The 24825-nt window shown below is 61.4% G+C and carries 24 protein-coding genes; 6 read left to right on the forward strand and 18 right to left on the reverse strand.

Annotated features, from left to right (window positions below; genetic code table 11):
* Positions 1–31: 31 nt before the first annotated feature.
* From NOM06_RS03810 to pspA, 17 genes are all read right to left on the reverse strand, one after another.
* Positions 32–1261, reverse strand: coding sequence for a diguanylate cyclase domain-containing protein (locus NOM06_RS03810; RefSeq protein ID WP_005333644.1), 1230 nt, complete (start codon positions 1259–1261; stop codon positions 32–34).
* A complete protein-coding gene (locus tag NOM06_RS03815) occupies positions 1258–1815 on the reverse strand; it encodes a YfiR family protein (protein ID WP_201995378.1) in 558 nt (185 codons plus the stop codon). The genes NOM06_RS03810 and NOM06_RS03815 overlap by 4 nt, the downstream gene beginning before the upstream one ends.
* Before the next feature lie 189 nt (positions 1816–2004).
* Positions 2005–3552 carry a transcriptional regulator TyrR gene (tyrR, locus tag NOM06_RS03820; protein ID WP_107684923.1) on the reverse strand — a complete coding sequence of 516 codons (1548 nt, stop codon included), beginning with the start codon at positions 3550–3552 and terminating at the stop codon, positions 2005–2007.
* Between the two features lie 148 nt (positions 3553–3700).
* Entirely contained in the window at positions 3701–3823 is a 123-nt protein-coding gene (locus NOM06_RS03825) for a 4a-hydroxytetrahydrobiopterin dehydratase (RefSeq protein ID WP_370688904.1), read from the reverse strand.
* The gene (locus NOM06_RS03830; protein ID WP_019444917.1) at positions 3820–4158 is read right to left on the reverse strand and encodes a 4a-hydroxytetrahydrobiopterin dehydratase; all 339 of its coding nucleotides are present in this window, start codon (positions 4156–4158) and stop codon (positions 3820–3822) included. Before NOM06_RS03830 ends, NOM06_RS03825 begins: the two co-directional genes overlap by 4 nt.
* Positions 4159–4221: 63 nt before the next feature.
* Positions 4222–5016: a phenylalanine 4-monooxygenase gene (gene phhA, locus NOM06_RS03835; protein WP_255909962.1), complete on the reverse strand. Its 795-nt coding sequence runs from the start codon at positions 5014–5016 to the stop codon at positions 4222–4224.
* Positions 5017–5169: 153 nt separating this feature from the next.
* Positions 5170–6600: a gamma-aminobutyraldehyde dehydrogenase gene (locus tag NOM06_RS03840; RefSeq protein WP_255909963.1), complete on the reverse strand. Its 1431-nt coding sequence runs from the start codon at positions 6598–6600 to the stop codon at positions 5170–5172.
* A gap of 29 nt (positions 6601–6629) precedes the next feature.
* Complete coding sequence (locus tag NOM06_RS03845; RefSeq protein ID WP_255909964.1) at positions 6630–7457, reverse strand: ABC transporter permease; 828 nt, start codon at positions 7455–7457, stop codon at positions 6630–6632.
* 35 nt (positions 7458–7492) lie between these two features.
* Positions 7493–8461, reverse strand: a complete 969-nt coding sequence (locus NOM06_RS03850) for an ABC transporter permease (RefSeq protein ID WP_005346227.1) — start codon at positions 8459–8461, stop codon at positions 7493–7495.
* Positions 8458–9471: an ABC transporter ATP-binding protein gene (locus NOM06_RS03855; protein ID WP_255909965.1), complete on the reverse strand. Its 1014-nt coding sequence runs from the start codon at positions 9469–9471 to the stop codon at positions 8458–8460. The genes NOM06_RS03850 and NOM06_RS03855 overlap by 4 nt, the downstream gene beginning before the upstream one ends.
* Before the next feature lie 143 nt (positions 9472–9614).
* On the reverse strand, positions 9615–10760 hold the full coding sequence (locus NOM06_RS03860) for an ABC transporter substrate-binding protein (RefSeq protein WP_255910045.1): 1146 nt from the start codon (positions 10758–10760) through the stop codon (positions 9615–9617).
* Positions 10761–10957: 197 nt separating this feature from the next.
* Positions 10958–11881 (reverse strand): LysR family transcriptional regulator, encoded by a 924-nt coding sequence (locus tag NOM06_RS03865; protein WP_005346246.1) that lies wholly within the window; start codon positions 11879–11881, stop codon positions 10958–10960.
* A gap of 190 nt (positions 11882–12071) precedes the next feature.
* A complete protein-coding gene (locus tag NOM06_RS03870; RefSeq protein ID WP_255909966.1) occupies positions 12072–13103 on the reverse strand; it encodes a YcjF family protein in 1032 nt (343 codons plus the stop codon).
* A gap of 53 nt (positions 13104–13156) precedes the next feature.
* Complete coding sequence (locus NOM06_RS03875) at positions 13157–14563, reverse strand: YcjX family protein (protein WP_255909967.1); 1407 nt, start codon at positions 14561–14563, stop codon at positions 13157–13159.
* A 145-nt stretch (positions 14564–14708) separates the two neighbouring features.
* Positions 14709–15113: an envelope stress response membrane protein PspC gene (gene pspC / locus NOM06_RS03880; RefSeq protein WP_236375660.1), complete on the reverse strand. Its 405-nt coding sequence runs from the start codon at positions 15111–15113 to the stop codon at positions 14709–14711.
* On the reverse strand, positions 15110–15346 hold the full coding sequence (gene pspB, locus NOM06_RS03885; protein WP_005333672.1) for an envelope stress response membrane protein PspB: 237 nt from the start codon (positions 15344–15346) through the stop codon (positions 15110–15112). Before pspB ends, pspC begins: the two co-directional genes overlap by 4 nt.
* A 3-nt stretch (positions 15347–15349) precedes the next feature.
* Positions 15350–16036: a phage shock protein PspA gene (gene pspA, locus NOM06_RS03890; RefSeq protein WP_005361184.1), complete on the reverse strand. Its 687-nt coding sequence runs from the start codon at positions 16034–16036 to the stop codon at positions 15350–15352.
* A 196-nt stretch (positions 16037–16232) separates the two neighbouring features.
* On the opposite strand from pspA, the gene pspF reads away from it, so the two are divergent.
* The 6 genes from pspF (at position 16233) to NOM06_RS03920 (ending at position 22674) form a co-directional block, all read left to right on the forward strand.
* Positions 16233–17261, forward strand: coding sequence for a phage shock protein operon transcriptional activator (pspF, locus tag NOM06_RS03895; protein ID WP_255909968.1), 1029 nt, complete (start codon positions 16233–16235; stop codon positions 17259–17261).
* 108 nt (positions 17262–17369) lie between these two features.
* Positions 17370–18965 carry an ABC transporter substrate-binding protein SapA gene (sapA, locus tag NOM06_RS03900; RefSeq protein ID WP_041202111.1) on the forward strand — a complete coding sequence of 532 codons (1596 nt, stop codon included), beginning with the start codon at positions 17370–17372 and terminating at the stop codon, positions 18963–18965.
* Between the two features lie 2 nt (positions 18966–18967).
* Positions 18968–19927, forward strand: a complete 960-nt coding sequence (locus NOM06_RS03905; RefSeq protein WP_255909969.1) for an ABC transporter permease subunit — start codon at positions 18968–18970, stop codon at positions 19925–19927.
* A 35-nt stretch (positions 19928–19962) separates the two neighbouring features.
* Positions 19963–20856 (forward strand): ABC transporter permease subunit, encoded by an 894-nt coding sequence (locus NOM06_RS03910; RefSeq protein ID WP_005333677.1) that lies wholly within the window; start codon positions 19963–19965, stop codon positions 20854–20856.
* Positions 20856–21854: an oligopeptide/dipeptide ABC transporter ATP-binding protein gene (locus NOM06_RS03915; protein ID WP_005333679.1), complete on the forward strand. Its 999-nt coding sequence runs from the start codon at positions 20856–20858 to the stop codon at positions 21852–21854. Before NOM06_RS03910 ends, NOM06_RS03915 begins: the two co-directional genes overlap by 1 nt.
* Positions 21855–21888: 34 nt before the next feature.
* Positions 21889–22674, forward strand: coding sequence for an ATP-binding cassette domain-containing protein (locus NOM06_RS03920; RefSeq protein WP_005333681.1), 786 nt, complete (start codon positions 21889–21891; stop codon positions 22672–22674).
* Positions 22675–22778: 104 nt separating this feature from the next.
* Here NOM06_RS03920 and htpG read toward each other — a convergent pair whose 3' ends face one another.
* Positions 22779–24692 carry a molecular chaperone HtpG gene (gene htpG / locus NOM06_RS03925; protein ID WP_255909970.1) on the reverse strand — a complete coding sequence of 638 codons (1914 nt, stop codon included), beginning with the start codon at positions 24690–24692 and terminating at the stop codon, positions 22779–22781.
* Between the last annotated feature and the right edge of the window lie 133 nt (positions 24693–24825).

The raw sequence follows: 24825 nt of genomic DNA on the forward strand, positions 1-24825 counted from the left end.
TGCTCCTTGTTTATGTTGTTATTCTTGCCAGTCAGGCGATGGTTTGCTGTTCGCTGCGGCGGGCCCGTTTCGCCAGATACATGGCTGCATCGGCCTGATCACACAGCACACTGGCACTCATGCCCGCCTGATAGACGGCGAAGCCGACACTCACCTCTGCCACCAGCTGACGACCGTCACGCAGCGCCACCGGTTCGCTCATCGCCTGCTGGATGCGGCCAATCACCTCTTCCACCTCATGCTGTCGCTGGAGTGGGCCAACCAGCACCGCAAACTCGTCACCACCGAGGCGAAATACCAGATCGTCCGGACGCAGCTGATGTTGCACCCGTCTTGAGAGCGCGATCAGCACATCGTCACCGGCGTTGTGCCCCAGCGTGTCATTAATTTGCTTGAAACGATCGCAGTCGAGATAGAGCAGCGCAAACCCCTCTTGCTCGCCGAGGGAGATGGCCTGCGCGAGCCGCGCTTCAAACAGGGCGCGATTGGGCAGTCCGGTGAGGGCATCGTGAGTCGCCTGATGGAGCAGGCTGGCATTTTCGCGGGCCTGCTGGGCCTGCCAGGCTTGCAGCTCGTCCAGCAGGGAGTTGAAGTCATCCCCCAGTTCGTTAATCTCGACGATATCGGCCGGTGGCGCCCGCATCCCCAGGGTGCGTTGTCGACGTACCGAGTGGGCGACAAGTGCCAGTTTGCGCAGCGGTGCGGTAATGGAGACCTGCATCCGGTCGGCCACATAGAGTGCCACCATGGCGCTCAGCATCAGGCAAACCACCATCGCCAGCAGCGCCGAGAGCAAAAACAGCAGCAGGTATTCACCGTGGCCACGCAGCTCGATGGTGGCGATCTGCTCACCACCCCGCAGCATGGGGAGCTTGACAGGCCCCGGCATCAGCAGTTGGGCCAGATAGTCTTCGAGCGTCACCAGCGGGTTGCTTCTGGGGCGCTCCCAACTGGCAAGCAGCTGACCATTGGTCAGCACGATAGTGGCTTGGGCCACCTCTTCCTTGGCAACGATGCCGCTGAGCGCCTCGCTCGCCGCCTCCTCATCGTGGAACACCACCGCCGCCTCGGCGCTGTAGCTGATGGCGCGGGCTACCAGCTCCAGATTGTGGTCGGCGTAAAAACGCACTACCAGCAGGGCCACCAGTGTAAAAAAGAGTCCCGCCACGCTGACGGCTGTGATGGCGGCCACCAGATGGGTTCGCCCCAGGCTCTGACGCAGGGTCAGACGGCGGGGAGCCGCGCTCACCTGTCGTCTCATGGGACCCCCTTGTCGGCATGAGCCAGCTTGAGCACGGCGGGATGCACCCGCACGCCGCTCAGGGCCAGGGCATCGAGGTTCACTTTAAACCGCACCCGCACGCTGTCCGACGAGGTCTGCAGGCAGAACACCGAGCTGGTGGAGCAGTCGTGGTTGTATTCGCTGATGCTGAGCACTGGGTGTCCCTGCAGGCGGGCAAACAGCGCAATCCGGGTCGGCTCGTCGAGCACTCCCAGATAGAGCACATCGCAGTGATCGCTGATGGCCGGATCGCTCGCCTCGTAACGATGGACCTGCACGGTACGGCCATTGGCCTGACGATCGATGGTAAAGAGAGCGCCGGCATATTCGGTCGGCGCCGCCACGCACATCCGCAGCACCGCAGGCTCGGTGGGCCAGCGGGTGTAACTCATGATATCGAGCACCAGCTCCCTGACCGCCGTCGCCCGGCTCTCTGCGGCCGTTTCCGCCAGCGCGCGGGGCAACAGCAGGCCAAACGCAACCAACAGGAGCGCCAGACGGGCAGTTAAACGGGGGGAAAAGAGTAACAGCATGATCGGGAGGTGGTCGCCTTGACAATACCGCTGCTATGGCATTGCGGTTCGGGTACATGAACCCAGATAGTAAGTTGGCTGACACTGGCCTGACAAGTCTCACCCCGCCATCATCTACCGAGTTCGTGTAAAGAAAACGGAGAGCCCGTCTGGTAACGGGCTCTCTGGTGGCAGGCAACAAGACGGAAATCACTTCTTGCTGATGCCGTATTCTCGCAGCTTGTTGGCGATGGCGGTATGCGACACGCCCAGGCGTTTGGCCAGCTGGCGCGTCGACGGGAAGGCGGGATAGAGCCGGGCCAGCAGCTGGCTCTCGAAGCGCTTCACCGCATCGTCGAGATTCCCCTCAAACCACTCGTCGATCAGCGGCATGGTATCGGCCGCCACCGGCAGATCGATCTGCTCGGGCCCCAGCTCATCCCCTTCCAGCAGGGTCATGGCGCGGTAGAGACAGTTGCGCAGCTGGCGCACGTTGCCCGGCCAGCGATAGGCGGTCAGGTAGTCGGCCATGTTGCGGGTAAAGCGCGGACGGGGTCGCTGCAACTCGCTGGCAAAGCGGGAGACAAACTGCTGGGCCAGCACCATGATGTCTGCCTTGCGCTCGCGCAGGGGTGGCAGCGCCAGACTGAGCACGTTGAGGCGATAGTAGAGATCCTCGCGGAAGCTTCCTTCGTGCACCAGATCCAGCAACTGCTTCTGGGTGGTGCAGATGAAACGCACGTTGACCTTCACCTCCTGCTCGTCACCGACCCGGCGGAATACCCCATCCTGCAACACCCGCAAAAACTTGGTCTGCAGATGGGGAGACATGTCGCCGATCTCGTCCAGCATCAGGGTGCCGCCGCTCGCCAGCTCCAGCACGCCGCGCTTGCCCTCGGTGTTGTTGCCAAAGGCGCCGGGGGCATAACCAAACAGCTCGCTCTCGGCCACGTTATCGGGCATGGCCGCGCAGTTGAGGGCCATAAAGGGGTGGCTGGAGCGCAGGCTGGCCCCGTGACAGGCGCGGGCCAGCAGCTCCTTGCCGGTGCCGGTCTCGCCGACGATCAGCAGCGGCGCATCCTGCATCGCCAGTTTGCGCGCTTGCGACAGCACCTCTTTCATCTTGGGGCTCTCGGCCTGCAGATGCTCGAAGCCCCCCACTTCCACCGCATGAAGCGCGCTGAAGTGCAGGCCGACCCGACGGGCAGATTTGAGCACCACCACGGCACCGGCCAGCGCCTGCTTGCCGCGAGCTTCTGCCACGAACAGCGGCATCAGATCCGCCAGATACTCTTCGCCATTGAAACTGAGCTTGCAGGTCTGCGGCTTGATCTCGCTCGCCTCCAGCCAGCGGGTGAAGGAGAAGCCCTTGACCAGCGAACCGAGCGCCACGCCGCGCACCTCCTCCACCGGCAAGCCGAGGGTGGTGAGGGCCGACTGGTTGGCCTGGGTCACCTTGCCCTTGCTGTCGAGGGAGAAGACCAGATCCGGCAGCGCCTTGAGCAGCGCCTCGATTTCGTGGTGCTCTCGCTCGGAAGGCATGTAGGGGATGGTCTTGACGTCGTAGACGCCGGGAATGCGGCGGATCTCCGGCATCAGGTGCTGAAAATCACTGAACTCCAGCTCGGGAAAGTTGAGATAGATGATGCCTGAGGTATCGATTTCGATGCCGCGCAGATCGATATTGTGCTCCACCAGGCGGTCGAGCAGTTCCCGGGTCAGGCCCAGGCGGTCTTCACAGCTGACTTCAAGACGCATTCGGGACACACTTCCTAGCTAACTCTATGAATGAGCGGATAATACAGTCTCGATCCCCCCAGTGCGAGCGCCAGCCCATAAAAATGCGGGCCTGCCCCGCTTTCGCAGGCAGGCCCGGGTCAATCGATGACGCTGCTGTGGGGCGCGATTACCGGAGCAACTGATCAGTGCGCGCCGCCATGATGAAGTCGTTGCGATGCAAACCGCCGATCTTATGCATCCACCAGCTGACGATCACCATATCGCTCACTGGATGAGTGGTGGCGTTCACTTCAGCAGCTCATCCGTGCGTGCAGCCATGATGAAGTCGTTGCGGTGCAAGCCGCCGATCTTGTGGGTCCACCAGCTGACGGTCACCTTACCCCACTCGGTCAGGATGGCCGGATGATGGAACTCCGCTTCCGCCAGCTCCCCCAGGCGGTTGGTAAAGGCCAGCGCCTCCTTGAAGTTGCGAAACGTAAATTCCCGCCGCAGTTGCAGCGCCCCCTCCTCCACCAGCGGCTGCCAGTCGGGAATAAGCTGCATCAGCTCGCGCAGCTCCTCATCGCTCACCTTGGGGGCATCGGCGCGGCACGCTTCACACTGCTGGCTGGCCAGTTCGGACATGGGTTACTCCTGCTTGAATTAATGAAAAATTAATGAATATGAAATAGGGTTGTTTGCTTTTAATCAGCTCGCCTGCTTGCCGGAGGCTACCTCAAAGCGCGGCGGATAGAGGCCAAGCCGACTGGCCTCCGCCAGAGCAGCCATGATCACCTCCCCGGTCAGCCGGTAGAGGTGATCGAGACTCGGCAGCACAAAATAGGTGGGCTGCATGATGTCGATGCGATACGGGGTGCGCAGCACAGTCAACAGATCGAAGGGTTGCAGCAGCGGCTGGCCTGAGAGGGCATAGGCGGTCTCACCGATGGAGGAGAGAATGCCGCCACCGTAGATGCGCAGCCCGTCTGGCGTCGCCAAGAGGCCAAACTCCACGGTGAACCAGTAGAGCCGCGCCAGAAAGACCCGCTGCTCCTTGCTCGCCTGCTGCCCCAACTGACCGTAGAGGTGGGTAAAGTGGGCAAAGGCCGGATTGGTCAGCATGGCGCAGTGGCCGAAGATCTCGTGAAAGATATCGGGCTCTTGCAGGTAGTCGAGCTCGTCCCGGCGCCGGATAAAGGTCGCCACCGGAAACTGGCGATTGGCCAGCAGGGCGAAGAAGCGATCGAATGAGATGAGCGCAGGCACCGCCGCCACCGACCAGCCGGTGGCAGGCTGTAAAACGGCGTTGATCTCGGCCAACTGGGGGATGCGATCACGGGGCAATCCCAGCCTGTCGAGACCGGCCAGATACTCGTCACACCCCTTGCCATCGAGGGCGGTGAACTGGCGTTCGATCAGGATCTGCCAGGTGCCATGCTCCTCGTTGCTGTAGTGGATCACCCCGTCAGCATCCGGTTGGTGGGCGGTGTAAAAGGTTGCCATAGCGGTTCCATCCTCTGGCGCCACATCAAGGCGCCTTGCCGTTTCATCACGGTTTCACTGTAACGAAATGGCAACAAAAAAAGCAGCCGACCCATGAGTCGGCTGCCTGAAACAGTTGTAAATAAATTGTGACAACCCGCTAACCAATCCCCACTACAACTTGACCATGATATGGCGCGGCACCGTGTAATCCTCCAGCGCATAGAGGGAGAGATCCTTGCCGTAGCCCGACATTTTCATGCCGCCATGAGGCATCTCGGAGGTGAGCATGAAGTGGGTGTTGATCCAGGTGCAACCATATTGCAGGTGGCTGGCCACCTTGCTGGCGAGGCTCAAATCCCGGGTCCAGACCGACGAGGCGAGACCATAGTCCGAGTCGTTGGCCCACTGCACCACCTGCTCGGCATCGTTGAAACGGGTCACCGACACCACGGGGCCAAACACCTCGCGGCGCACGATCTCATCCTCCTGACGGGCCCCGACAATCAGGGTCGGCTCGAAGAAGAAGCCGTTGCCGGGGCGGATCTTGCCCCCCGCCGTCACCTCCACATGACCGCTGCTCTGGGCCCGCTCGACAAAGCTGGCGACCCGGTTGCGCTGTCTGTCCGAAATAAGCGGCCCCATCTCGACCCCCTCCTCGTACTGGCTGCCCACCTTGATGGAGGCCACCGCATCGGTCATGGCGGCGACGAACTTGTCGTAGATCTTGCCCTGGGCATAGATACGGCAGGCGGCGGTGCAATCCTGGCCAGCGTTGTAGAAGCCGAAGGTGCGAATCCCCGCCACCACCGCCTCCAGATCCGCATCGTCGAAGATGATCACCGGCGCCTTGCCCCCCAGTTCAAGGTGGGTGCGCTTCATGGTACGGGCAGCGCTTTGCAGGATCTTCTGGCCGGTGGCGATATCGCCGGTGAGCGACACCATCCGCACCAGCGGGTGCTCCACCAGCGGCGCCCCCACACTCTCGCCTCGCCCGCAGATGACGTTGATGACGCCGCGGGGGAAGATCTCGCTGGCCAGCTCGGCAAGGCGCAGTGCGGTGAGCGGGGTCTGCTCGGAAGGTTTGAGCACCACCGTATTGCCCGCCGCCAGTACCGGCGCCATCTTCCAGGCCGCCATCATCAGCGGGTAGTTCCAGGGGGCGATACTGCCCACAACACCTATGGGATCACGGCGGATCATACTGGTGTGCCCCTCGATATACTCCCCCGCCAGCGGCCCTTGCAGGCAGCGGGCCGCTCCGGCAAAGAAGCGGAAGCAGTCCACCACTGCGGGCAACTCGTCGTTGAGTACCGCCAGATAGGGTTTGCCGCAGTTGAGGGATTCGAGCGCCGCAAACTCCTCGGCGTGGCGCTCGATGAGATCCGCCAGACGCAGCAGCAGGTTGCTGCGCTGGGCAGGGGTAGTGCGGCTCCACTGGGCGAAGGCACGCTGGGCACCGTTCACCGCCCGGTTCACCTGCTCGAACGAAGCCTCGGGCACGGCGACGATCTGCTCGCCGTTGGCCGGGTTGAGAATGGGTTCGGCCTGCCCCTCGCCGGTCACAAACTGGCCATCAATCAAGAGTTGGGTAGAGAGTTTCATGGTTGCATCCTTGCGCACGCGTTGAGTCATCATTTGCCACTGCCAGCGACATCGTGGGTGTCGCGAGTGAGATAGTAGGCAAGCAAAATGGGGATAGTGGTGAAGGCCACTATGATGAGGGCCACCACGTTGGTGACCGGCCTGTCTCGGGGACGGATCAGCTCCTGATACATCCAGATGGGCAGGGTGGTCTGCTGGCCCGCCGTAAAGGTAGTGACGATCACCTCGTCAAAGCTCAGGGCAAAGGCCAGCATGCCCCCCGCCAGCAGCGCCGTGGCCAGATTGGGCAGGATCACGTAGCGCAGGGTCTGGAAGCCGTCGGCCCCGAGATCCATCGACGCCTCGATGATGCTCTGGTTGGTGCGGCGAAAACGGGCCAGCGCATTGTTGTAGACCACCACCACACAGAAGGTGGCGTGGCCGATAACGATGGTCCAGAAACTGAACGGGATCTCCATCAGGCCATAGGCCGAGCGCAGCGCGATACCGGTGACGATACCGGGCAGCGCGATGGGTAGCACCAGCAAGAGCGACACCACCTCCTGACCGAAGAAGCGGCTGCGGGCAATGGCCCCTGCCGCCAGAGTGCCGAGGATCATGGCCGCCAGCGTCGCCAGCCCAGCAACCTCCAGCGACAGCTGGATGGCACGCCACACATCGGGGCGATTGAGGGTCACCTCGAACCACTTGAGGGTGAGTCCGGGGGGCGGAAACTGGTAACTCTTGCTCTCGCTGGTGAAGGCGTAGAGGAAGATAAACAGAATGGGAAAGTGCAGGAACAAGAGTCCGCTGATGGCGGCGTACTTGAGCAGGCCCGAAGGGCGCTCTCCCTGACTGATCACTGAGCTAGCTGACATGACGGCCTCCTTGCTGCCGGTTCAAAGCGATAGAGTCAAAGCGCATCAAAGGCTCCTAACCGTTTCGCAATCGCCAGATAGATGGCGATGATGAGGATTGGCACCAGCGAGAAGGCGGCGGCGAATGGCAGGTTGCCCGCCGTTCCCTGCTGCATGTAGACCACCTGACCGATATACATGGTCGAGTTGCCGATGATGCCGGGAATGATGTAATCACCCAGGGTCAGCGAGAAGGTGAAGATGGAGCCCGCCACCACACCGGGCAACGCCAGCGGCAGGATCAGGTTGCGAAAGGTCTGGGCGGGTGTCGCCCCCAGATCGCTGCTCGCCTCCAGCAGGGATCGCGGAATACGCTCCACCGCCGCCTGAATGGGCAGGATCATAAAGGGCAGCCAGACGTAGACGAACACGATAAAGGTGCCGAGCCGCGAAAAAGAGAGCGACGGGCCCCCAATCACCGGCAGCGAGAGGATGGCATCGAGCAGCCACTCCAGCCCCATGCTGTCGGCCAGCCAGCTCACCACCCCCTCCTTGGCCAAAATCAGCTTCCAGGCGTAGACCCGCACCAGATAGCTGGACCAGAGCGGCAGCATGATCCCCACATAGAACAGCGCCCGGGTCTTGCCACTGGTGTAGCGCGCCATGTAGTAGGCAACCGGAAAACCGAGCAGAGCGCAGGCCAGGGTCACCAGCAGCGACATGCCGACGGTGCGGCCGATCACATCCAGATTCTCCGGCCGCAGCAGGGCGACGAAGTTTTGCAGCCCCAGCTCGTGGCGCACCTGACCGCTGAACTCGTCCAGCCCGAACAGAGAGTTGGAGAGCAGCATCAGCAAGGAGCCGACATAGATGATGCCGAGCCACAGCAGCGGCGGCCCCAGCAGGATCGCCAGCAGCAGGCCGGGCCGACCATAGAGCAGGGTCGAGAGGCGCCGCAGCGGCCTGAAACGGGCAGGTTCGGGCTGATGGTTCATGGCAAGACTCGCACTGTGAGGGGCACTCATGGCTGCGCCCCCTGATGGGCGCCGCTCAGGCGATGGATGGCCTGCTCCGGCCAGCTGAGGCTGACCCTGCTGCCACGGGCCAGACGGGCCTGCCCCTCATTGGGGTGATTGACGATGATCTCGAGCTGCTCCCCGAGATCAACCCGATAACGGACGAAGGGGCCCAGATACTCCACCTCGCGGATCTCCCCCGACCAGCCCGGCGTGCCAGCCTCAGCGAGCCGGATCCGCTCCGGGCGCACCATCATCTGGCTACCGTCACCGCACAGCCGTCTGGCCTGATCCCCTTCGAACAGATTGACGGTACCGACGAAGCGGGCCACAAACGGCGTCGCCGGAGCATCGTAGATGGTATCGGGGGCGGCAATCTGCTCGATCTTGCCCTGACTGAAGATGCAGATCCGGTCGCTCATGGAGAGCGCCTCCTGCTGATCGTGGGTGACAAAGATAAAGGTGATGCCAAGCTGGCGTTGCAGCGCCTTGAGTTCAAGCTGCATCTGCTCTCGCAGCTTGAGATCGAGGGCACCCAGCGGCTCATCCAGCAGCAGGATGCGCGGCTGGTTGATGAGGGCCCGGGCGATGGCGATGCGCTGGCGCTGGCCGCCGGAGAGCTGGCTTGGGCGACGCTTGCCAACCCCGGGCAGTCGCACCAGCTCCAGCATCTCGTCCACCTTGCGGTAACGCTGTGCCTTGGCCACCCCCTTGAGCATCAGGCCATAGCCGATGTTGTCGCGCACATCCATGTTGGGAAACAGGGCATAGTCCTGAAACACGGTGTTGAGGTTGCGATCATAGGGCGGCACGGTGGAGCAGGGTTCGCCAAACAGGCGGATCTCCCCCTCGCTCGGGTACTCGAAGCCCGCGATCATCCGCAGGCAGGTGGTCTTGCCGGAACCGCTCGGCCCCAGCAGGGTAAAAAATTCCCCGGAGGGGATCTGGAAAGAGATGTCATCGACCGCCTTCACCTCGCCATAGTGGCGACTGACCCGGTCAAATTGTACGGCGTTCATGGGGCGTCCTTGTCTGTGCAGGGATGGGCCGGACTCCTGTCCGGCCCGCTTGATTATCCGCTCTCGGCAGTCGTGCAGAGGAGGCGAAGCGCCCCTGCCGTTGGCAAGGTGGCAGCGGTTCCGACCACCTTGCTCACCCCGCCTTAGCGGCCGCCCAGAATGGCGATATAGTCGGAAACCCAGCGGTAATAGGGCACGCAAGTTCCCTGGCTCTTGCACTGGGAGACCGGAGTGCGCCAGAAGCGAACCCGATCGAAGTTGTCGATACCGTTGGTTTTGCACCCAGTCGGGCCCAGCAGGGCATTGCCCTCACAGGCGGCAGGCACCACAGGCACCGAGCCAAACCAGGCGGCGAGATCCCCCTGCAGCTTGTTGCTCAGGGAGTGTTCCAGCCACTTGTAAGCGCAGGTGAGGTTCCTGGCATCGCTGTGCACCATGCTGGTATCGGCCCAACCGGTCACTCCCTCTTTCGGCACAGTGGTGGCGATGGGCTGCTTGTCGGCGATCAGGGCATTGGCCTGGAACGGCCAGGAGCCTGACGCAACCACCCCTTCGTTCTTGAAGTCATCGATCTGGACGAAGGCATCATGCCAGTAGCGTCCCACCAGCTGGCGCTGCTTGCGCAGCAGATCGAGGGAGGCCTTGTACTGATCCTCGTTCAGCTCGTAAGGATCCTTGATGCCCAGGGCAGGCTGATGGGTCATCAGATAGAGGGCGGCATCGGCGATGTGGATCGGGCCGTCAAAGGCCTGCACCCGCCCCTTGTTGGACTTGCCATCCGCCAGGGTCTGCTCCTCGAATACCACGTTCCAGGAGTCCGGTGCCTTGGGGAACACCTTGGTGTTGTACATCAGGATATTGCCGCCCCACTGGTAGGGCACGCCGTAGTGCTTGCCATCCACAGTGTGCCAGGGGGCATTTTGCAGCCGGGGATCAATCTTGCTGTAGCTCGGGATGAGCGCCAGATTGAGTGGCTGCACCTTGCCACCGGCAATCAGACGCAGACTGGCATCGCCGGAGGCGGTCACCAGATCGAAGCCCCCCTCGTTCATCAAGGCCACCATCTCGTCCGAGGTGGCCGCCGTCTTGACGTTCACCTTGCAGCCGGTCTCTTTCTCGAATCCGGTCACCCAGTCGTAGTTCTTGTCGGTCTCGCCACGCTCAACGTAGCCAGCCCAGGCCACGATATTGAGCTGGCCTTCACCCTTGCCGAGCTCGGTCGGGGCAGCCAGGGTCTGGCCTGCCAGCAGCGCCGGAACAAGAGCCAGCATCAGAGGGGTCAATTTCATCATGCACTCCTTGCATTGTGTTGACTTGCATCAGGTGAAGGAACGCCACCATGGGCGTTAACATCCTGTTAACCAGCAATGAGCTTAGGGGAGTGGCAATACGATGAATATTTCAATTTTTGGTGGCTCAGGTATCAGCTAAATCGATATCGAGTGCAGATGAATCTGATTTTTGGTGGCTACCCCGCAAGAGATGGCTAGCGAGGGAGCGCCTGACGAGCTCTCAACCGGCTTTGATCCCGCGCAATATCGATAAATTCCCGCGCCGTCCAATCCAGCCGAGAACCACGGCGCCACACCAGCCCGATATCGATGGCGGGAATGGGCTCCTTGATGGGGCGCGCCTCGACCCGCTCCTGCTCCAGCGACCAGGGGCGATAGGCAAAATCGGGCAGCAGGGCGACCCCGAGCTGGCTGGCGACCAGACTGCGCACAGCCTCCACCGATGCGGTGCGCAGCACGATACGGGGGGAGATGCCGTAGCGGCGCAGGCCGCCACCGATGATCTGATCGAGCTGATCGGCGGTCAGCGAGATCATCGGCTCCTCCCCCAGCGCGGTGAGCGAGAGGGTCGACTCGGCGCAGAGCGGGTGGTTGGCGGCCAGCCAGAGCCGCAGCGGCGAACGGGTCAGCAATTCGGTATCAAACGCCTCTTGCCGGATGGTGCGGTTGGTCATCAGGATCCCCACATCCACCTCGCCGTTGACGATCTGGTGCTCCAGAAAAGGCTGTTCATCCTCCTTCACCTCGATCTGTACCGCCGGAAAGGCGCGGCGAAAACGGCCGAGCGCCTCTGAGAGGTAGTAACCCGCCACCAGAGTGGTCACGCCTATGGTGAGTCGTCCCTGATCCTGCTGGGCTACTGCTTTGAGGGAGTGGCTCGCCTCGGTCATGGCGCCGAGAATGCGGCGGGCGTGGAGCAAAAACTGGTGCCCCTGAGTGGTGAGGGTGACGCCGCGCGGATTGCGCTCGAATAGCGGGGCGCCGAGCTCGGTCTCCAGCTCGCGAATGGCGCTGGTCACCGCCGACTGGGAGATATGCAGCTCGGCGGCGGCGCGACTCACTGAGAAGCTGTCGGCCACGGCCACAAAATAACGGATCTGGCGAAAGGTAAAGTTCATCGGGCATCCTTGCCGATTGGTACGATGAGTGTGATTGGTAAGGTTGGCTGCCAGCTTAACCGTAAACGGGCGCCTCGCCAAAACCGGACACTGCTGCCAACTCAATGATCTGCCGATTAAAACCATGCCCCTGCGGCTTGGCGAGCACGACAGGGGCATGGGTCATCGCTGCAAGGTGCAGACAGGGCTATCAGGATTTGTTGAGATACCCCGCCAGCTGGCCGATCAGCCGCTTGCGCAGCTCGCCGAGTTTGGGTTTCTCGTCCGCACACCAGGGCAGCGGACGGCACGCCTCTATGGTGCGCAGGCCAAGGCGAGCGGTGAGCAGCCCAGCCCCCACCCCTTGCGCCGCGCGGGCAGAGAGCTTGGCGGCAAACTCGGCGCCCAGCAAGTCCATCCCCACCTCGGTCACCAGCTCGGTGGCACCGGCGTAGAGCATGTTGCGAAACACCTGACGGATGAGGCGTATGCGGCTCCAGTAGCCGAGCTCGATGGCATAGACATCGGCGATATCCTCGATCATCCGCAGGTTGCGCCACAACATCAGCATCATGTCGACGGTGGCGAGCGGGCTGAGCGCCACCAGAACAGCGGCCTCCCCCGACCATTTGGCCACCCGCGCCTGCGCCAGCTTGTCGCGTTCGCCGAGTACCAGCTGGCTGTAGAGGGTCAGCACTTCCCGATCGCTGTGGCTCTCATCGAGCTGGGCCAGCCAGGTTTGATACCCCTCGCGCCCCTTGTCGCCACTTTTGACCGCCAACCCTTCGCAAAAGGCTTGCCCCTGCCCGACTCCCTGATGAGCAAGCAGATCTTCTGCTCGCGAGCGCACATCCTGACGCCGCTTGAGGGTGCGTAGCCGCAGCCACTCGCGCCCCACCACGCTGGCGGTCCCCGCCGCCACCAGCGCCGAGGCCGCCAGCCAAGCGCTGCCCCAGAGCGGGGTGGTGAGGAATTGATCGTAAAGAAAGGCGCCATACTGGCCCAACGAGAGCAGACCGACTGCCCCAAGCCCCCAGGCCAGCAGCCGATGGCGGCGGCGCGGTTTGCTGACGAGGGCGCTCTCCACCTCGGTGAACTCGTCCAGCTCATCTAGACGCTCGAAACTCGCCTCCTCCAGCCGCTGGGCTGGTGCGGGCGGTCGCTCGTCACTGGCCACCGTCATGGCAGGCTCAAGGATCACCTTGCCCTGCAGTGGTGGCCGCTCTTTTATCTGATCGTTCATCGCATTGTTCTCCTGTGCGCAACCTTCGGCTCAGGTGCCAAGACTGCACACCGTTATTCGAGGTGATCCCCGAGCAGAAACTCCAGCGCCGCATCGAGCCGGATATGGGGCAACGCCTGATGGGCGCTCATGGGCATGGGGCGAAACGCCTGAAAATCAAAGCCCTGGCTGTTCCACCACTGCGCTGGCGGAATATGGGGAGGCACCTCCCCGGGGAACAGCAGCAGCGGCTCACCGCTCAGGCTGGTGCCGCGGATGGCGGGGAACTCGCGGCCATTGGCCACCCCCTTGCCAACTTCCGTCGCCTTGATGGCGGCGAGCGCCAAGCACTCAGTGGTGATCCCCTCAAAACGGGCTTGGCCGCGGCCGCTGCGCACCAGATGCTGCAGCAGGGAGACCATGGGCGCATGCTGTTCGGGGGTGACGTGATCGGCCTTGCTCGCCACAAACAGCAGCTTGTCGATACGGGGCGAGAAGAGTCGCCGCCACCAGTTGCTCTTGCCGTAGGCAAAGCTCTCCATGATGCGGGCGATGGCCTGCTGCATGTCGCCAAAGCTGGCCGCCCCGGCGTTGAGGGGCTGCAGGCAATCCACCAGCACGATCTGGCGATCAAAGCCGGCAAAGTGCTGCTCATAAAAACCCTGCACCAGATGCTGCTTGTACTGCTCGAAGCGCTGCTTGAAAGTGGCGTAAAGAGTGCCATCGGCGGGCTCGCCGACAGGCATCTCCCACACCCAAGGGACAAATTGCAGCATGGGGGCACCGGCATACTCCCCCGGCAACACGAAGCGGCCGGGCTGGATCAGGTGCAATCCCAGCTCCTGTTTGCAGGCGTGCAGATAGGCGGTGTAGCGCTCGGCCAGCTCAGCCACCGGCCGCTCTTCGAAGCGCTGATCGACCTGCCACCCGGGTGTCAGCCAGCTGGCGGCAAGTGCCTGCAGCTCTAGGCGACGAAGCTGCTCGCGCACCTGTTCGCTCCACTGCTCGTAGCTCATCTCAAGGAGCGGCAAGTCGAGCAGCCACTCCCCGGGGTAGTCCACCAGATCCACGTAGAGGGTGGAGATCTCCCCCAGATGCTTGCGCAGGGGGTGACGGGTGCGGTAGCGAATTTCGAGGCGCACTTCGGCCACCCCGCGGGTCGGCTCGGGCCAGGCAGGTGGATCGCCAAACAGGGAGTCGAGGCCACGCTCGTAGGCAAAGGTGGGGATGTGGGCATTGAGCTGCGGCACCCGGCGGGCGCCGAGGATGCGCCCTTGACGCAGGGCATCCCACAACGGCAAACGGCCATCGATGGCCGCGTGTTCCAGCTGGTTGACCAACGCGGTGATAAAGGCGGTTTTGCCGCTGCGAGAGAGGCCGGTCACCGCCAGCCGGATATGGCGATCCCGCACCCGGTTCACCACGTCGTTCGCCTTGTGTTGCAGGCGAGTCAACTTCTGTTCCAGTTTATTGAGTATCAAGGCTTGATCCGTTCTCCCTTGGTGGTTGCATCCGGCGTGTTTGGCCGTGCGAGAGGTCGACCGTTTATCCACGTCTGGATAGTTGGCGTCGATGGTGGCGCATCACAGAAGACGCCACCATCGACATTCAGTGCTTTGGCAAGCACTACAGCTTGCGAAATTCCCGCTGCAGGGTGAACTCCCTGGAGGTCACCAGCTTCTCGATCCGCTGAACTCTGGGCTCAAGCGCGTCAAGTTCCTGCGCGATGCGGCCCAGCGCCTGATGAGGGGTGATCCCCGCCTGCCAGCTGCGTGCTTTCATCCGCACCTCGGCAAAGTCGGCATCCTCTTGCGAATAGAGGGTGACCGGCTTTTTGTCGAGCAGGAACCAGGCAGCGATATAGGCGGTGAAGGTGATGAAACCGGCGAAGATAAGGCCACTGATGGCGAGCAGCCGCACGATCCAGGTCTCCACCCCGAAATACTCTGCCAGACCGACACAGATCCCGGCTATCTTACCACGCTGGGGATCACGATAGAGGTTACGCCCTTCACGACTGACACTGCTCATACCTTGTTCCTCCAACCGGGTACTTCCGCATCCAGAATCGATTCCAGCGCGCCCACTCGCTCCTGCATCTTCTCGGTGCGAGCCAGCAGCCCTTGCAGCTGTTCCCGCTCGCTATCGGCAAGACCGGCGCCAATCCGCCCCTTGGCACGATAGTGCAGCACCAGCCAGATGGGAGCCACCACCACCATGAAGACCACCATGGGAACCATCAATACGCCCAGCAGATCTTCCATCTGTTACTCCCCCTGTTTGCCTTCGCTTTTGCTGTCGCCCTGGCCCAGCTTCTGGCGCATCGCTTCCAGCTCGCGGCTTATCTGATCGTCAACTTCCAGCTCGGCAAACTGCTGCGCCAGCGCCTTGTCGGACTGTCCCAGATCGGCGCGCGCTTCCATTTCGTCGATGCGACGCTCCATCCGCTCAAACTTGCTCACCACCGCCTGGCTCTCGCCACGGGCTACCTGGCTCTGCACATTGAGACGGCTGCTGGCCGCTTCGGTGCGAATGGCCATCGCCTTTTGACGGGCGCGGGCATCTTCAAGTTTGGCCTCGAGCTGGCGGATCTCCTCACCAAGCTTCTCGATGCCGCTGTCGACCGCCTGCTGCTCGCGGTAGAGGGTCTCCGACAACTCGGTCTGCTTTTTCTTCTCGATAAGGGCCGCGCGGGCCAGATCTTCACGCCCTTTGGTCAGGGCCAGCTCGGCCTTGGCTTGCCACTCGTCGACCCGCTCCTGATGACGGGCGACCTGACGACCAATCTCTTTCTGGCTGGCGAGGAAGCGGGCCAGATTGGAACGCTCCTTGACCAGCTCGTCCTCCATCTCCTGGATGATCAGGCGCACCATCTTCTGGGGATCTTCTGCCTTGTCGAGCAGGGCCGTCAGGTTGGAATTGATGATGTCGGCCAGACGGGAAAAAATACTCATGATTGCACTCCTGTTATTGGCATGGCGTTGTTTCTCCATTGACAATGGCAACTTGTGTGCCAATCTGGAACAAAATTTAACTTGTTGATTTATATGGGGCAGAATAGCCGGATTGCAAGATGCCTCGCGCAAGTGATGATTAAAATCACCAACTTTTGGTAAGATTGACCAGCTTTTACAACTGACAGGGATCACTATGACCACGGCCACGGAAAGCCTGCTGGGGGAATCCAACGCATTTCTCGAGATCATTGAGCAGGCCTCACGGCTCGCCCCGCTGCGCAAACCCGTGCTGATCATCGGTGAGCGGGGAACGGGCAAGGAGCTGATCGCCCACCGCCTACATTATCTCTCGGCGCGCTGGGATCAAAGCTTTGTCACCATCAACTGCGCCACCCTGAGCGAGAGTCTGCTGGAGACCGAGCTGTTCGGTCACGAGGCGGGTGCCTTTACCGGTGCGGCCAAGCGCCATCAGGGGCGCTTCGAGCGGGCCGATGGCGGCACCCTCTTCCTCGACGAGCTGGCCACCACCAGCGCCCGGGTGCAGGAGAAGCTGCTGCGGGTCATCGAGTATGGCGAATTCGAGCGAGTGGGTGGGGCCAAGCCCCTCAAGGTGGATGTGCGGCTGGTCTGCGCTACCAACGAAGATCTCCCTGCGTTAGCAGATAAAGGGCTGTTTCGCCACGATCTGCTGGACCGACTCGCGTTTGATGTGATTACCCTCCCCCCCTTGCGGGAGCGGCGGGAAGATATCCTGATGCTGGCGGAGCACTTCGCCCACAGCATGACCCGGGAGCTGGGCTATCCGCTGTTTGCCGGTTTCTCGCGCAAGGCAACCCAGCTACTGCTGGATTACCACTGGCCGGGCAACGTGCGGGAGCTGAAGAACGTGGTGGAGCGCAGTATCTATCGTCAGGGCAATCCCCAGCTGCCGCTCTCGACCCTGGTGCTCAACCCGTTTGATTCCCCCTGGCGACCACAGGTCACGCAACCTGCGCAAGAGGCCCGAAGCGAGGTACAATCTGCATCCCCCCTCGCCTTGCCGCTCGATCTCAAGCAGGCGGTGGCGGAGTACGAGATTAATTTACTCAAGCAAGCGATGCAGCAATCCCAGTATAATCAGCGCAAAGCCGCCCAACTGCTGGCCTTAAGCTATCACCAGTTCCGTGGCATGCTACGCAAATATCAGCTGCTGGATGGCGATAACGATGCAGAACAAGAGTGAAGGAGCGCGGTTGATGCCGACTCCAGCAACACGCCAGCCTTCGCGCTGGCACATTTGTATCAAAACGTGCGTACAAAACCCCTATAAGAACATGGTTCAACAATGAGAATGCTCACACCCTTGCTGCTGGGTCTGCTGGTGCTGGTCACCGGCTGCCAGAAGCAACCCGAGGCCTCCAAAACCGGACTCATCTATTGTGCTGAGGGATCCCCCCTCTCCTTCAATCCCCATGTTTCCAACTCCGGGGTGACACTGGATGCCAGTGCCCGTCCGCTCTACGACCGCCTGCTGGAGGTGAACCCCAACACCCTGGCGCTGGAGCCGGCGCTCGCCACCAACTGGCATGTCAGCGAGGATGGCCTCACCTATACCCTGACCCTGCGCAAGGGGGTGACGTTTCACCATACCCCCTGGTTCAAGCCCACCCGCACTTTCAATGCCGATGACGTGGTCTTCACCTATGCCCGCCAGCTGGACGAGCAGCACCCCTATCACAATGTCTCCGGCGGCGATTACCCCTACTTCTACAGCTTGGGGCAAGATCTGCTGATCAAACGGGTGAGCAAGAAGGGGCCGCAGACGGTAGTATTCGAGCTGAACCAGCCGAACGCCTCCTTCCTCGCCACCCTGGCCAGCGACTATGCGGTGATCCTCTCCGCCGAATACGCCGAGCAGATGTTGCAGGCGGGCACGCCAGCCCTGCTGGATAGCCGCCCCATCGGCACCGGGCCGTTCAGCTTCAAGGAGTATCGCCACAACGAGTTCATCCGCTATCTGCGCCACCCTGGCTACTGGGGCGGCGATGCCAAGATTGAACAGCTGGTATACGACATCACCCCCAAATCCGCCAAACGGCTGGCCAAGCTGCTGACCGGCGAGTGCGACGTTATGAGCACCCCTTCCGCTAGCCAGCTCTCGGTGATCAAGCAAAATCCGGCGCTCAGTCTCTCGGTCCAGTCGGGGATGAACGTCGCCTTTTTGGCCCTCAATACCCGCAAGCCGCCGTTCAACAACGTCAAGGTGCGTCAGGCCATTGCCAGCGCCATCAATATCGACAACCTGCTTCAGGCGGTCTATTTCGATACCGGCCTGCCCGCCAACAGCCTGCTGCCGACCCTCTCATGGGGGTACAACCCCAGCCTGCCCGAGCGCAAACCCGACCTGAAACGGGCGCGCCAGCTGCTCAAGGAGGCGGGACTGGAGAAAGGGTTCGAGATGCAGGTGCTGGTACAGCCAGACGCCCGCCCCTACAACCCGGATGCGGTCAAGACCGCCCAGCTGATCCGCAGCGATCTGGCCAAGGTCGGGATCAAGCTCAAGATCGTGCAACGGGAGTGGCCGGTGATCGAAGGCCGTCTCACCAAGGGGCAGTACGACAGTCTGCTCTCCGGCTGGATTGCCGACAACGCCGATCCGGACAACTTCTTCCGCCAGCTGCTGAGCTGCTCGGCAGTGGAGCGCGGCAACAATTACAGCCGCTGGTGTAGCCCGGCCTTCGATCAGTTGCTGGATGATGCGGTCACCACACCCCAGCTCTCGTTCCGGCTGCGCAACTACTACTATGCCCAGACCCTGCTCAACGAACAGCTGCCGCTGATCCCGCTGGCACACGCCTTGCGTACCCAGGTCAGCCGCAGCGACATCGAGGGGCTGACGCTGATGCCCTTTGGCGGCACCTCCTTCAACCAGGCTCACAGGGAGTAAGCATGCTTCTATACACCTTGCGCCGCATAAACCTGCTGCTTATCACTCTGCTGGCGCTGACCTTTGTCGCCTATCTGCTGGACTATCGGCTGATCGGCCATCAGCTCAGCTTCTGGAGCGGCTATCCCGACTTCCTGCGCCGCATTTTCGCAGGTGACCTGGGGCTCTCCAGCGTCTCCGGGCTGCCGGTGCTGGACGAGATCCGCCACTACTTCCCGGCAACCCTGATCCTCTGTCTGGCGGCGTTCGCCATCTCGCTGCTGGTGGGTATTCCTCTCGGTACCCTGGCAGCCCTGTCACAGGGCAAGACGCTGGATCTCTCCATCATGACCGCCGGTCTTATCGGCTATGCGGTGCCGGTGTTCTGGCTGGCGCTGCTGGTGGTGATGCTCTTTTCGCTGGATCTCGGCTGGCTGCCGGCCTCCGGGCAGATCAGCCTGCTCTACGACGTGCCCCCCATCACGGGCATCGCGGTGATCGATGTGCTGCTCAGCAACGAACCCTGGCGGCAAGCGGCGCTGCACGATGCCCTGCGCCACCTCATTCTCCCGTCACTGGTGCTGGCGGTGGTGCCCACCACCGAGGTGATCCGCCATGTGCGCAGCTCCCTCATCGACGTGATGAAGCAGAACTACATCAAGGCGGCGGCGAGCCGGGGACTCTCCAAGGCGCAGATCGTTTGGCGCCATGGTCTGAAGAACGCCCTGCCGCCGGTACTGCCGCTGCTGGGTCTGCAACTGGGTAGCGTGCTCACCTCCGCCATGATCACCGAGGTGGTGTTCGAGTGGCACGGGATCGGCCGCTGGCTCATCAGCAGTATCGCCCTGCAGGATTACGCCGCCATTCGCGGCTCAACCTTGGTGGTCGCCAGTTTCGTGATCCTGACCAGCGTCAGCACCGAGTTGCTGACCACTCTTATCTATCCGGCACGGCGCAAAGAGTTGTATGCCAAACAAGATTGAACGCGCTCATGGCGTGACCAGGAGCCAGGTATCCTATGCAAGATAAATCGAACATCTATCCCGAGCTCAAGATCCTCTCCCCCCTTGAGCAGACGTGGGCCTCCTACAGCCGCAATCCGTTGGCGATGGCTGGGCTCTGGTGCTTTTTGCTGCTGCTGCTCATCACGCTGGTGGGGCCGCTGGTCGTCCCCTACGGCATCGATGAACAGCACACCGACAAGCTGCTGCTCGCCCCCTCCTGGGCGGCGACCGGTAACATCGACTACTTCCTCGGCACCGACGATCTGGGGCGTGACATGCTCTCCCGGCTGGTGGTAGGGGCGCGTCTCACTTTCGGCTATGCGCTGGTCGTAGTGGTGATCGCCATGGTGGTGGGCTCCGCCATCGGTATCCTCGGCGGGATGAGCAAGGGACTTAAATCGAGCGTGCTGCACCACCTGCTCGATACCCTGCTCTCCATCCCCTCCCTGCTGATGGCCATCATCATGGTTGCCATCATGGGGCCGGGTTTTGGCAATACCCTGATAGCCATTACCCTGGCGTTGATCCCGCCCTTTATCCGGGCCACCTACAACGCAGTACATGCCGAGATGCAGAAGGAGTACATCACCGCCAGCCGGCTCGATGGCTCGCCCCCCTTCCGGATCATGCGTCTGGCTATTTTGCCCAACATTGTCGAAACCCTGGTGGCCCAGACCACCCGCACCTTGTCGGCGGCCATTCTCGATATCTCGGCGGTCGGTTTTCTTGGCCTCGGCGCCCAGTCTCCCCAACCGGAGTGGGGCACCATGCTGGCTGATTCGAGCGACCTTATCTATCTCGCCCCATGGACCGTCACCCTGCCCGGCATCGCCATCCTGTTCAGCGTGCTAGTGACCAATTTAGTTGGTGAAGGCATTCGCGAAGCACTCAAAGAGGGGAATGACTGATGCCGCTGCTCGATATTCGCAATCTCACCATCGAGATCGACACCCCGCAAGGCAAGGTCAAGGCGGTGGACAAGGTGAGCCTGACCCTGACCGAGGGGGAGATCCGCGGTCTGGTGGGTGAATCCGGCTCAGGTAAAAGTCTGATCGCCAAGGTGATCGTCGGCATCGAGAAGGACAACTGGACGGTACGTGCCGACCGGATGCGCTTCAACGACATGGATCTGCTGACCATGGCCCCCAAGGAGCGCCGTCGCATCATGGGTCGCGAGATCGCCATGATCTTCCAGGACCCCATCAGCTGTCTCGATCCCTCCGAGGAGATCGGCACCCAGCTGGAAGAGGCGATCCCGACCGATTCGTTCGAGGGGCAATTCTGGCAACGCTTCCAGTGGCGCAAGAAGAAGGCCATCGCCCTGCTGCACCGGGTTGGCGTCAAGGATCACCGCAAGGTGATGCGCGCCTATCCCCATGAGCTGTCGGATGGCATGTGCCAGAAAGTGATGATCGCCATGGCCATTGCCAACCAGCCGCGTCTGCTGGTAGCCGACGAGCCCACCAGCGCCATGGAGTCCACCACCCACTCCCAGATCCTGCGGCTGCTGGACAAGATGAACAAGCTGGGTAATACCACCATCCTGATCATCAGCAACGACATCGCCGCCATCGCCAACCTGACCGACACCATCAACGTGATGTACTGCGGCCAGATGGTGGAAGTGGGCACCCGGGAGCAGATCCTCGAGACCCCGCATCACCCCTATACCGATGCCCTGCTCAAATCGATCCCCGACTTTGACAAGCTGGTGCGCCACAAGTCGCGCCTCGAGACCCTGCCCGGCGTCATCCCGCCACTGCAACACCTGCCCATCGGCTGCCGTCTGGGTCCGCGCTGCCCCTACGCCCAGAAGCAGTGTGTGCAGACTCCATTGATGAACAAGATCAAGGGCCATCAGTTCAGCTGTCACTTCCCGCTGAACATGGAGGAGCCAAAAAAATGATGACCGTTAATGCCCCCATGAAGGAGCCCCGCTTGTGATCGAGCCATCCCTGTTGCAGGTCAGAGGCCTTAGCAAAACCTACCAGAACCGCACCGGTCTGTTCCGTCGTCAGGCGGTGGAGGCGATCAAGCCCCTCTCGTTCGACCTCGAAGTGGGTCAGACCCTCGCCATCGTCGGCGAAGCTGGCTCCGGCAAGAGTACCCTCGCCCGCATTCTGGCTGGCATGATCGAACCCACCAGCGGCGACATCGCTATAGACGGCCAGCTGATGGTGCATGGCGATTACCAGACTCGCTGCAAACTGCTGCGGATGATTTTTCAGGATCCCAACACCTCGCTGAACCGCAAGATCCGGGTCGGCCAGATCCTGGAAACCCCGCTGCGTCTCAACACCGAGATGACCGAGGAGGAGCGCCGCGAGAAGGTGGTGCAGACCCTGCGTATGGTGGGGATGCTGCCGGATCACGCCCTCTTCTATCCGCAGATGCTCTCCTCCGGTCAGCAGCAGCGGGTGGCGCTGGCGCGCGCGCTGATCCTCAACCCCAAGATAGTGGTGGCCGATGAGGCGCTCTCCACCCTGGATATCTCGGTACGCTCCCAGATCATCAATCTGCTGCTGGAGATGCAGGAGACCATGGGACTGAGTTATGTGCTGGTAGCCAACGATCTGGGCATCGTCAGCCATATCAGCGACGAGGTGCTGGTAATGCACGAAGGTCGGGTGGTGGAGCGCGGCAAGACTCTCAAGGTGTTTGCCGATCCCCAGCATGAGGTGACTCGCCGTCTCATCCAGAACTACAACAACGAATACCGCAAATAGAGAGGCGCTGGCCGCTCCCTTGCCGCTGTGTTTCGCCGAGCTCACTCGGCGAGATCAAAAAAGCCCACTGCATGCAGTGGGCTTTCTGTTACCGGCGTTGCTGCTTAGGCTTGCAGCAGCAGACGGTTGATACGGGAGACGAAGCTCGCCGGATCGTTCAGCCCGCCCTGCTCGGCCAGCTGGGCCTGTTCGTGCAGCAGGGTGACCCACTCACCGAACAGAGCCTCGTCTTCAATGGTGTCGAGTTTCTTCACCAGCGCATGGTCAGGGTTGAGCTCCAGAATGTACTTCTGCTCCGGTACCGGCTGGCCGGCCGCACGCATGAGCTTGATCATCTGGGTGCTCATACCGTAGGCGTCAGTGACGATGCAAGAGGGTGAATCGGTCAGACGGTGAGTGACACGCACCTCTTTCACTGCATCGCCCAGGCTCTGCTTGACCCGCTCCACCAGACCGGCGTTAGCTTTTTCGGCCTCTTCCTGCGCCTGCTTGGAGGCTTCATCTTCCAGATCGCCGAGATCCAGTTCGCCACGGGTGACGGAGATGAGCTGCTTGCCGTCGAACTCGGTCAGGTGGCTCATCAGCCACTCGTCCACTCGCTCCCACATCAGCAGCACTTCGACACCCTTCTTGCGGAAGATCTCGAGATGCGGGCTGTTCTTGGCAGCGGCATAGGAGTCAGCAGTGATGTAGTAAATCTTCTGCTGACCTTCCTTCATGCGGCCAACGTAATCCTCGAGAGAGACTGTCTGGGCTTCGCCCTCGCCTGCGGTGCTGGCAAAGCGCAGGAGCTTGGCGATCTCTTCGCGGTTGGCGTAATCCTCGGCCGGGCCCTCTTTGAGCACGTTACCGAACTCTTTCCAGAACTTGGCGTACTTCTCGGCATCGTCTTTCGCCAGCTTGGAGAGCATGGTCAGGACGCGCTTGGAGCAAGCTTTGCGCAGGGAGGCGGTCACCTTGTTGTCCTGCAGGATTTCACGGCTAACGTTGAGCGGCAGATCGTTGGAGTCCAGCACCCCTTTGACAAAGCGCAGGTAGGTCGGCATAAACTGCTCGGCGTCATCCATGATAAAGACGCGCTGTACGTAGAGCTTCAGACCGTGCTTCTGCTCGCGGTTATAGAGGTCAAACGGTGCGCGGGCCGGTACGTAGAGCAGGCTGGTATACTCCTGCGCCCCTTCCACCCGGTTGTGACCCCACAGAAGCGGGTCTTCAAAGTCGTGGGCGACGTGCTTGTAGAACTCCTGATACTCCTCGTCCTTGATATCTTTCGGGTTACGGGTCCACAGTGCAGTCGCGCGGTTGACCTGCTCCCACTCGCCCGGGGTGCCGACGATGGTCTCACCATCCTCTTCCCGATCCGGGGTACCCTCTTTGTACATTTCCACCGGCACGCTGATGTGGTCGGAGTATTTGCTCACCACGGAGCGCAGACGCCAGTCATCGAGGAACTCGTCCTCTTCGGCACGCAGGTGCAGGATGACGTCGGTACCGCGACCCTCTTTGGTCACATCAGCGACGGTGAAGGAGCCTTCCCCTTCCGATTCCCACTGTACGCCCTGCTCCGGAGCAGTACCGGCGGCGCGGGACACCACGGTCACCTTGTCGGCCACGATAAAGGCGGAGTAGAAACCGACCCCGAACTGACCGATCAGCTGGGAATCCTTACCCTGATCGCCGGAGAGGTTTTTGAAGAATTCTGCGGTGCCGGACTTGGCGATGGTACCCAGGTGCTCAATCACCTGATCACGGGTCATACCGATCCCGTTATCGGAGATGGTCAGGGTACGCTTCTCTTTGTCTACCACCAGACGCACACGCAACTGGCCGTCGTTTTCGAACAAAGAGGCATCTGAAAGCGCCTTGAAGCGCAGCTTGTCCGCCGCATCGGATGCGTTGGAGATCAGCTCGCGCAGGAATACTTCTTTGTTGGAGTAGAGGCTGTGAGCCATCAGGCTCAGCAGTTGTTTGACTTCAGTCTGAAAGCCGTGGGTTTCGGCATGAACACTTTGGGTCATGGACCAATCCTCAGAAACATCGGGTTGAACATATGCCCAACCTAGATGGGGACGGCCAATCAAATATCAAGGGGGCGAATGTGCAATCCTGCTCATTCGCCCCCTGTTGGCGTGTAACCGCCGATTTTATGTT

This window comes from Aeromonas sp. JL9, from assembly GCF_024436075.1.
Lineage (GTDB): Bacteria > Pseudomonadota > Gammaproteobacteria > Enterobacterales > Aeromonadaceae > Aeromonas > Aeromonas veronii.

Bases quoted from the DNA above. Each gene is read 5' to 3' on its own strand.
- NOM06_RS03810 (WP_005333644.1), bottom strand. From the start codon at position 1,261: ATGAGACGACAGGTGAGCGCGGCTCCCCGCCGTCTGACCCTGCGTCAG.
- NOM06_RS03815 (WP_201995378.1), bottom strand. From the start codon at position 1,815: ATGCTGTTACTCTTTTCCCCCCGTTTAACTGCCCGTCTGGCGCTCCTG.
- tyrR (WP_107684923.1), bottom strand. From the start codon at position 3,552: ATGCGTCTTGAAGTCAGCTGTGAAGACCGCCTGGGCCTGACCCGGGAA.
- NOM06_RS03830 (WP_019444917.1), bottom strand. From the start codon at position 4,158: ATGTCCGAACTGGCCAGCCAGCAGTGTGAAGCGTGCCGCGCCGATGCC.
- phhA (WP_255909962.1), bottom strand. From the start codon at position 5,016: ATGGCAACCTTTTACACCGCCCACCAACCGGATGCTGACGGGGTGATC.
- NOM06_RS03840 (WP_255909963.1), bottom strand. From the start codon at position 6,600: ATGAAACTCTCTACCCAACTCTTGATTGATGGCCAGTTTGTGACCGGC.
- NOM06_RS03845 (WP_255909964.1), bottom strand. From the start codon at position 7,457: ATGTCAGCTAGCTCAGTGATCAGTCAGGGAGAGCGCCCTTCGGGCCTG.
- NOM06_RS03850 (WP_005346227.1), bottom strand. From the start codon at position 8,461: ATGAGTGCCCCTCACAGTGCGAGTCTTGCCATGAACCATCAGCCCGAA.
- NOM06_RS03855 (WP_255909965.1), bottom strand. From the start codon at position 9,471: ATGAACGCCGTACAATTTGACCGGGTCAGTCGCCACTATGGCGAGGTG.
- NOM06_RS03860 (WP_255910045.1), bottom strand. From the start codon at position 10,760: ATGAAATTGACCCCTCTGATGCTGGCTCTTGTTCCGGCGCTGCTGGCA.
- NOM06_RS03865 (WP_005346246.1), bottom strand. From the start codon at position 11,881: ATGAACTTTACCTTTCGCCAGATCCGTTATTTTGTGGCCGTGGCCGAC.
- NOM06_RS03870 (WP_255909966.1), bottom strand. From the start codon at position 13,103: ATGAACGATCAGATAAAAGAGCGGCCACCACTGCAGGGCAAGGTGATC.
- pspC (WP_236375660.1), bottom strand. From the start codon at position 15,113: ATGAGCAGTGTCAGTCGTGAAGGGCGTAACCTCTATCGTGATCCCCAG.
- pspB (WP_005333672.1), bottom strand. From the start codon at position 15,346: ATGGAAGATCTGCTGGGCGTATTGATGGTTCCCATGGTGGTCTTCATG.
- pspA (WP_005361184.1), bottom strand. From the start codon at position 16,036: ATGAGTATTTTTTCCCGTCTGGCCGACATCATCAATTCCAACCTGACG.
- pspF (WP_255909968.1), top strand. From the start codon at position 16,233: ATGACCACGGCCACGGAAAGCCTGCTGGGGGAATCCAACGCATTTCTC.
- sapA (WP_041202111.1), top strand. From the start codon at position 17,370: ATGCTCACACCCTTGCTGCTGGGTCTGCTGGTGCTGGTCACCGGCTGC.
- NOM06_RS03905 (WP_255909969.1), top strand. From the start codon at position 18,968: ATGCTTCTATACACCTTGCGCCGCATAAACCTGCTGCTTATCACTCTG.
- NOM06_RS03910 (WP_005333677.1), top strand. From the start codon at position 19,963: ATGCAAGATAAATCGAACATCTATCCCGAGCTCAAGATCCTCTCCCCC.
- NOM06_RS03915 (WP_005333679.1), top strand. From the start codon at position 20,856: ATGCCGCTGCTCGATATTCGCAATCTCACCATCGAGATCGACACCCCG.
- htpG (WP_255909970.1), bottom strand. From the start codon at position 24,692: ATGACCCAAAGTGTTCATGCCGAAACCCACGGCTTTCAGACTGAAGTC.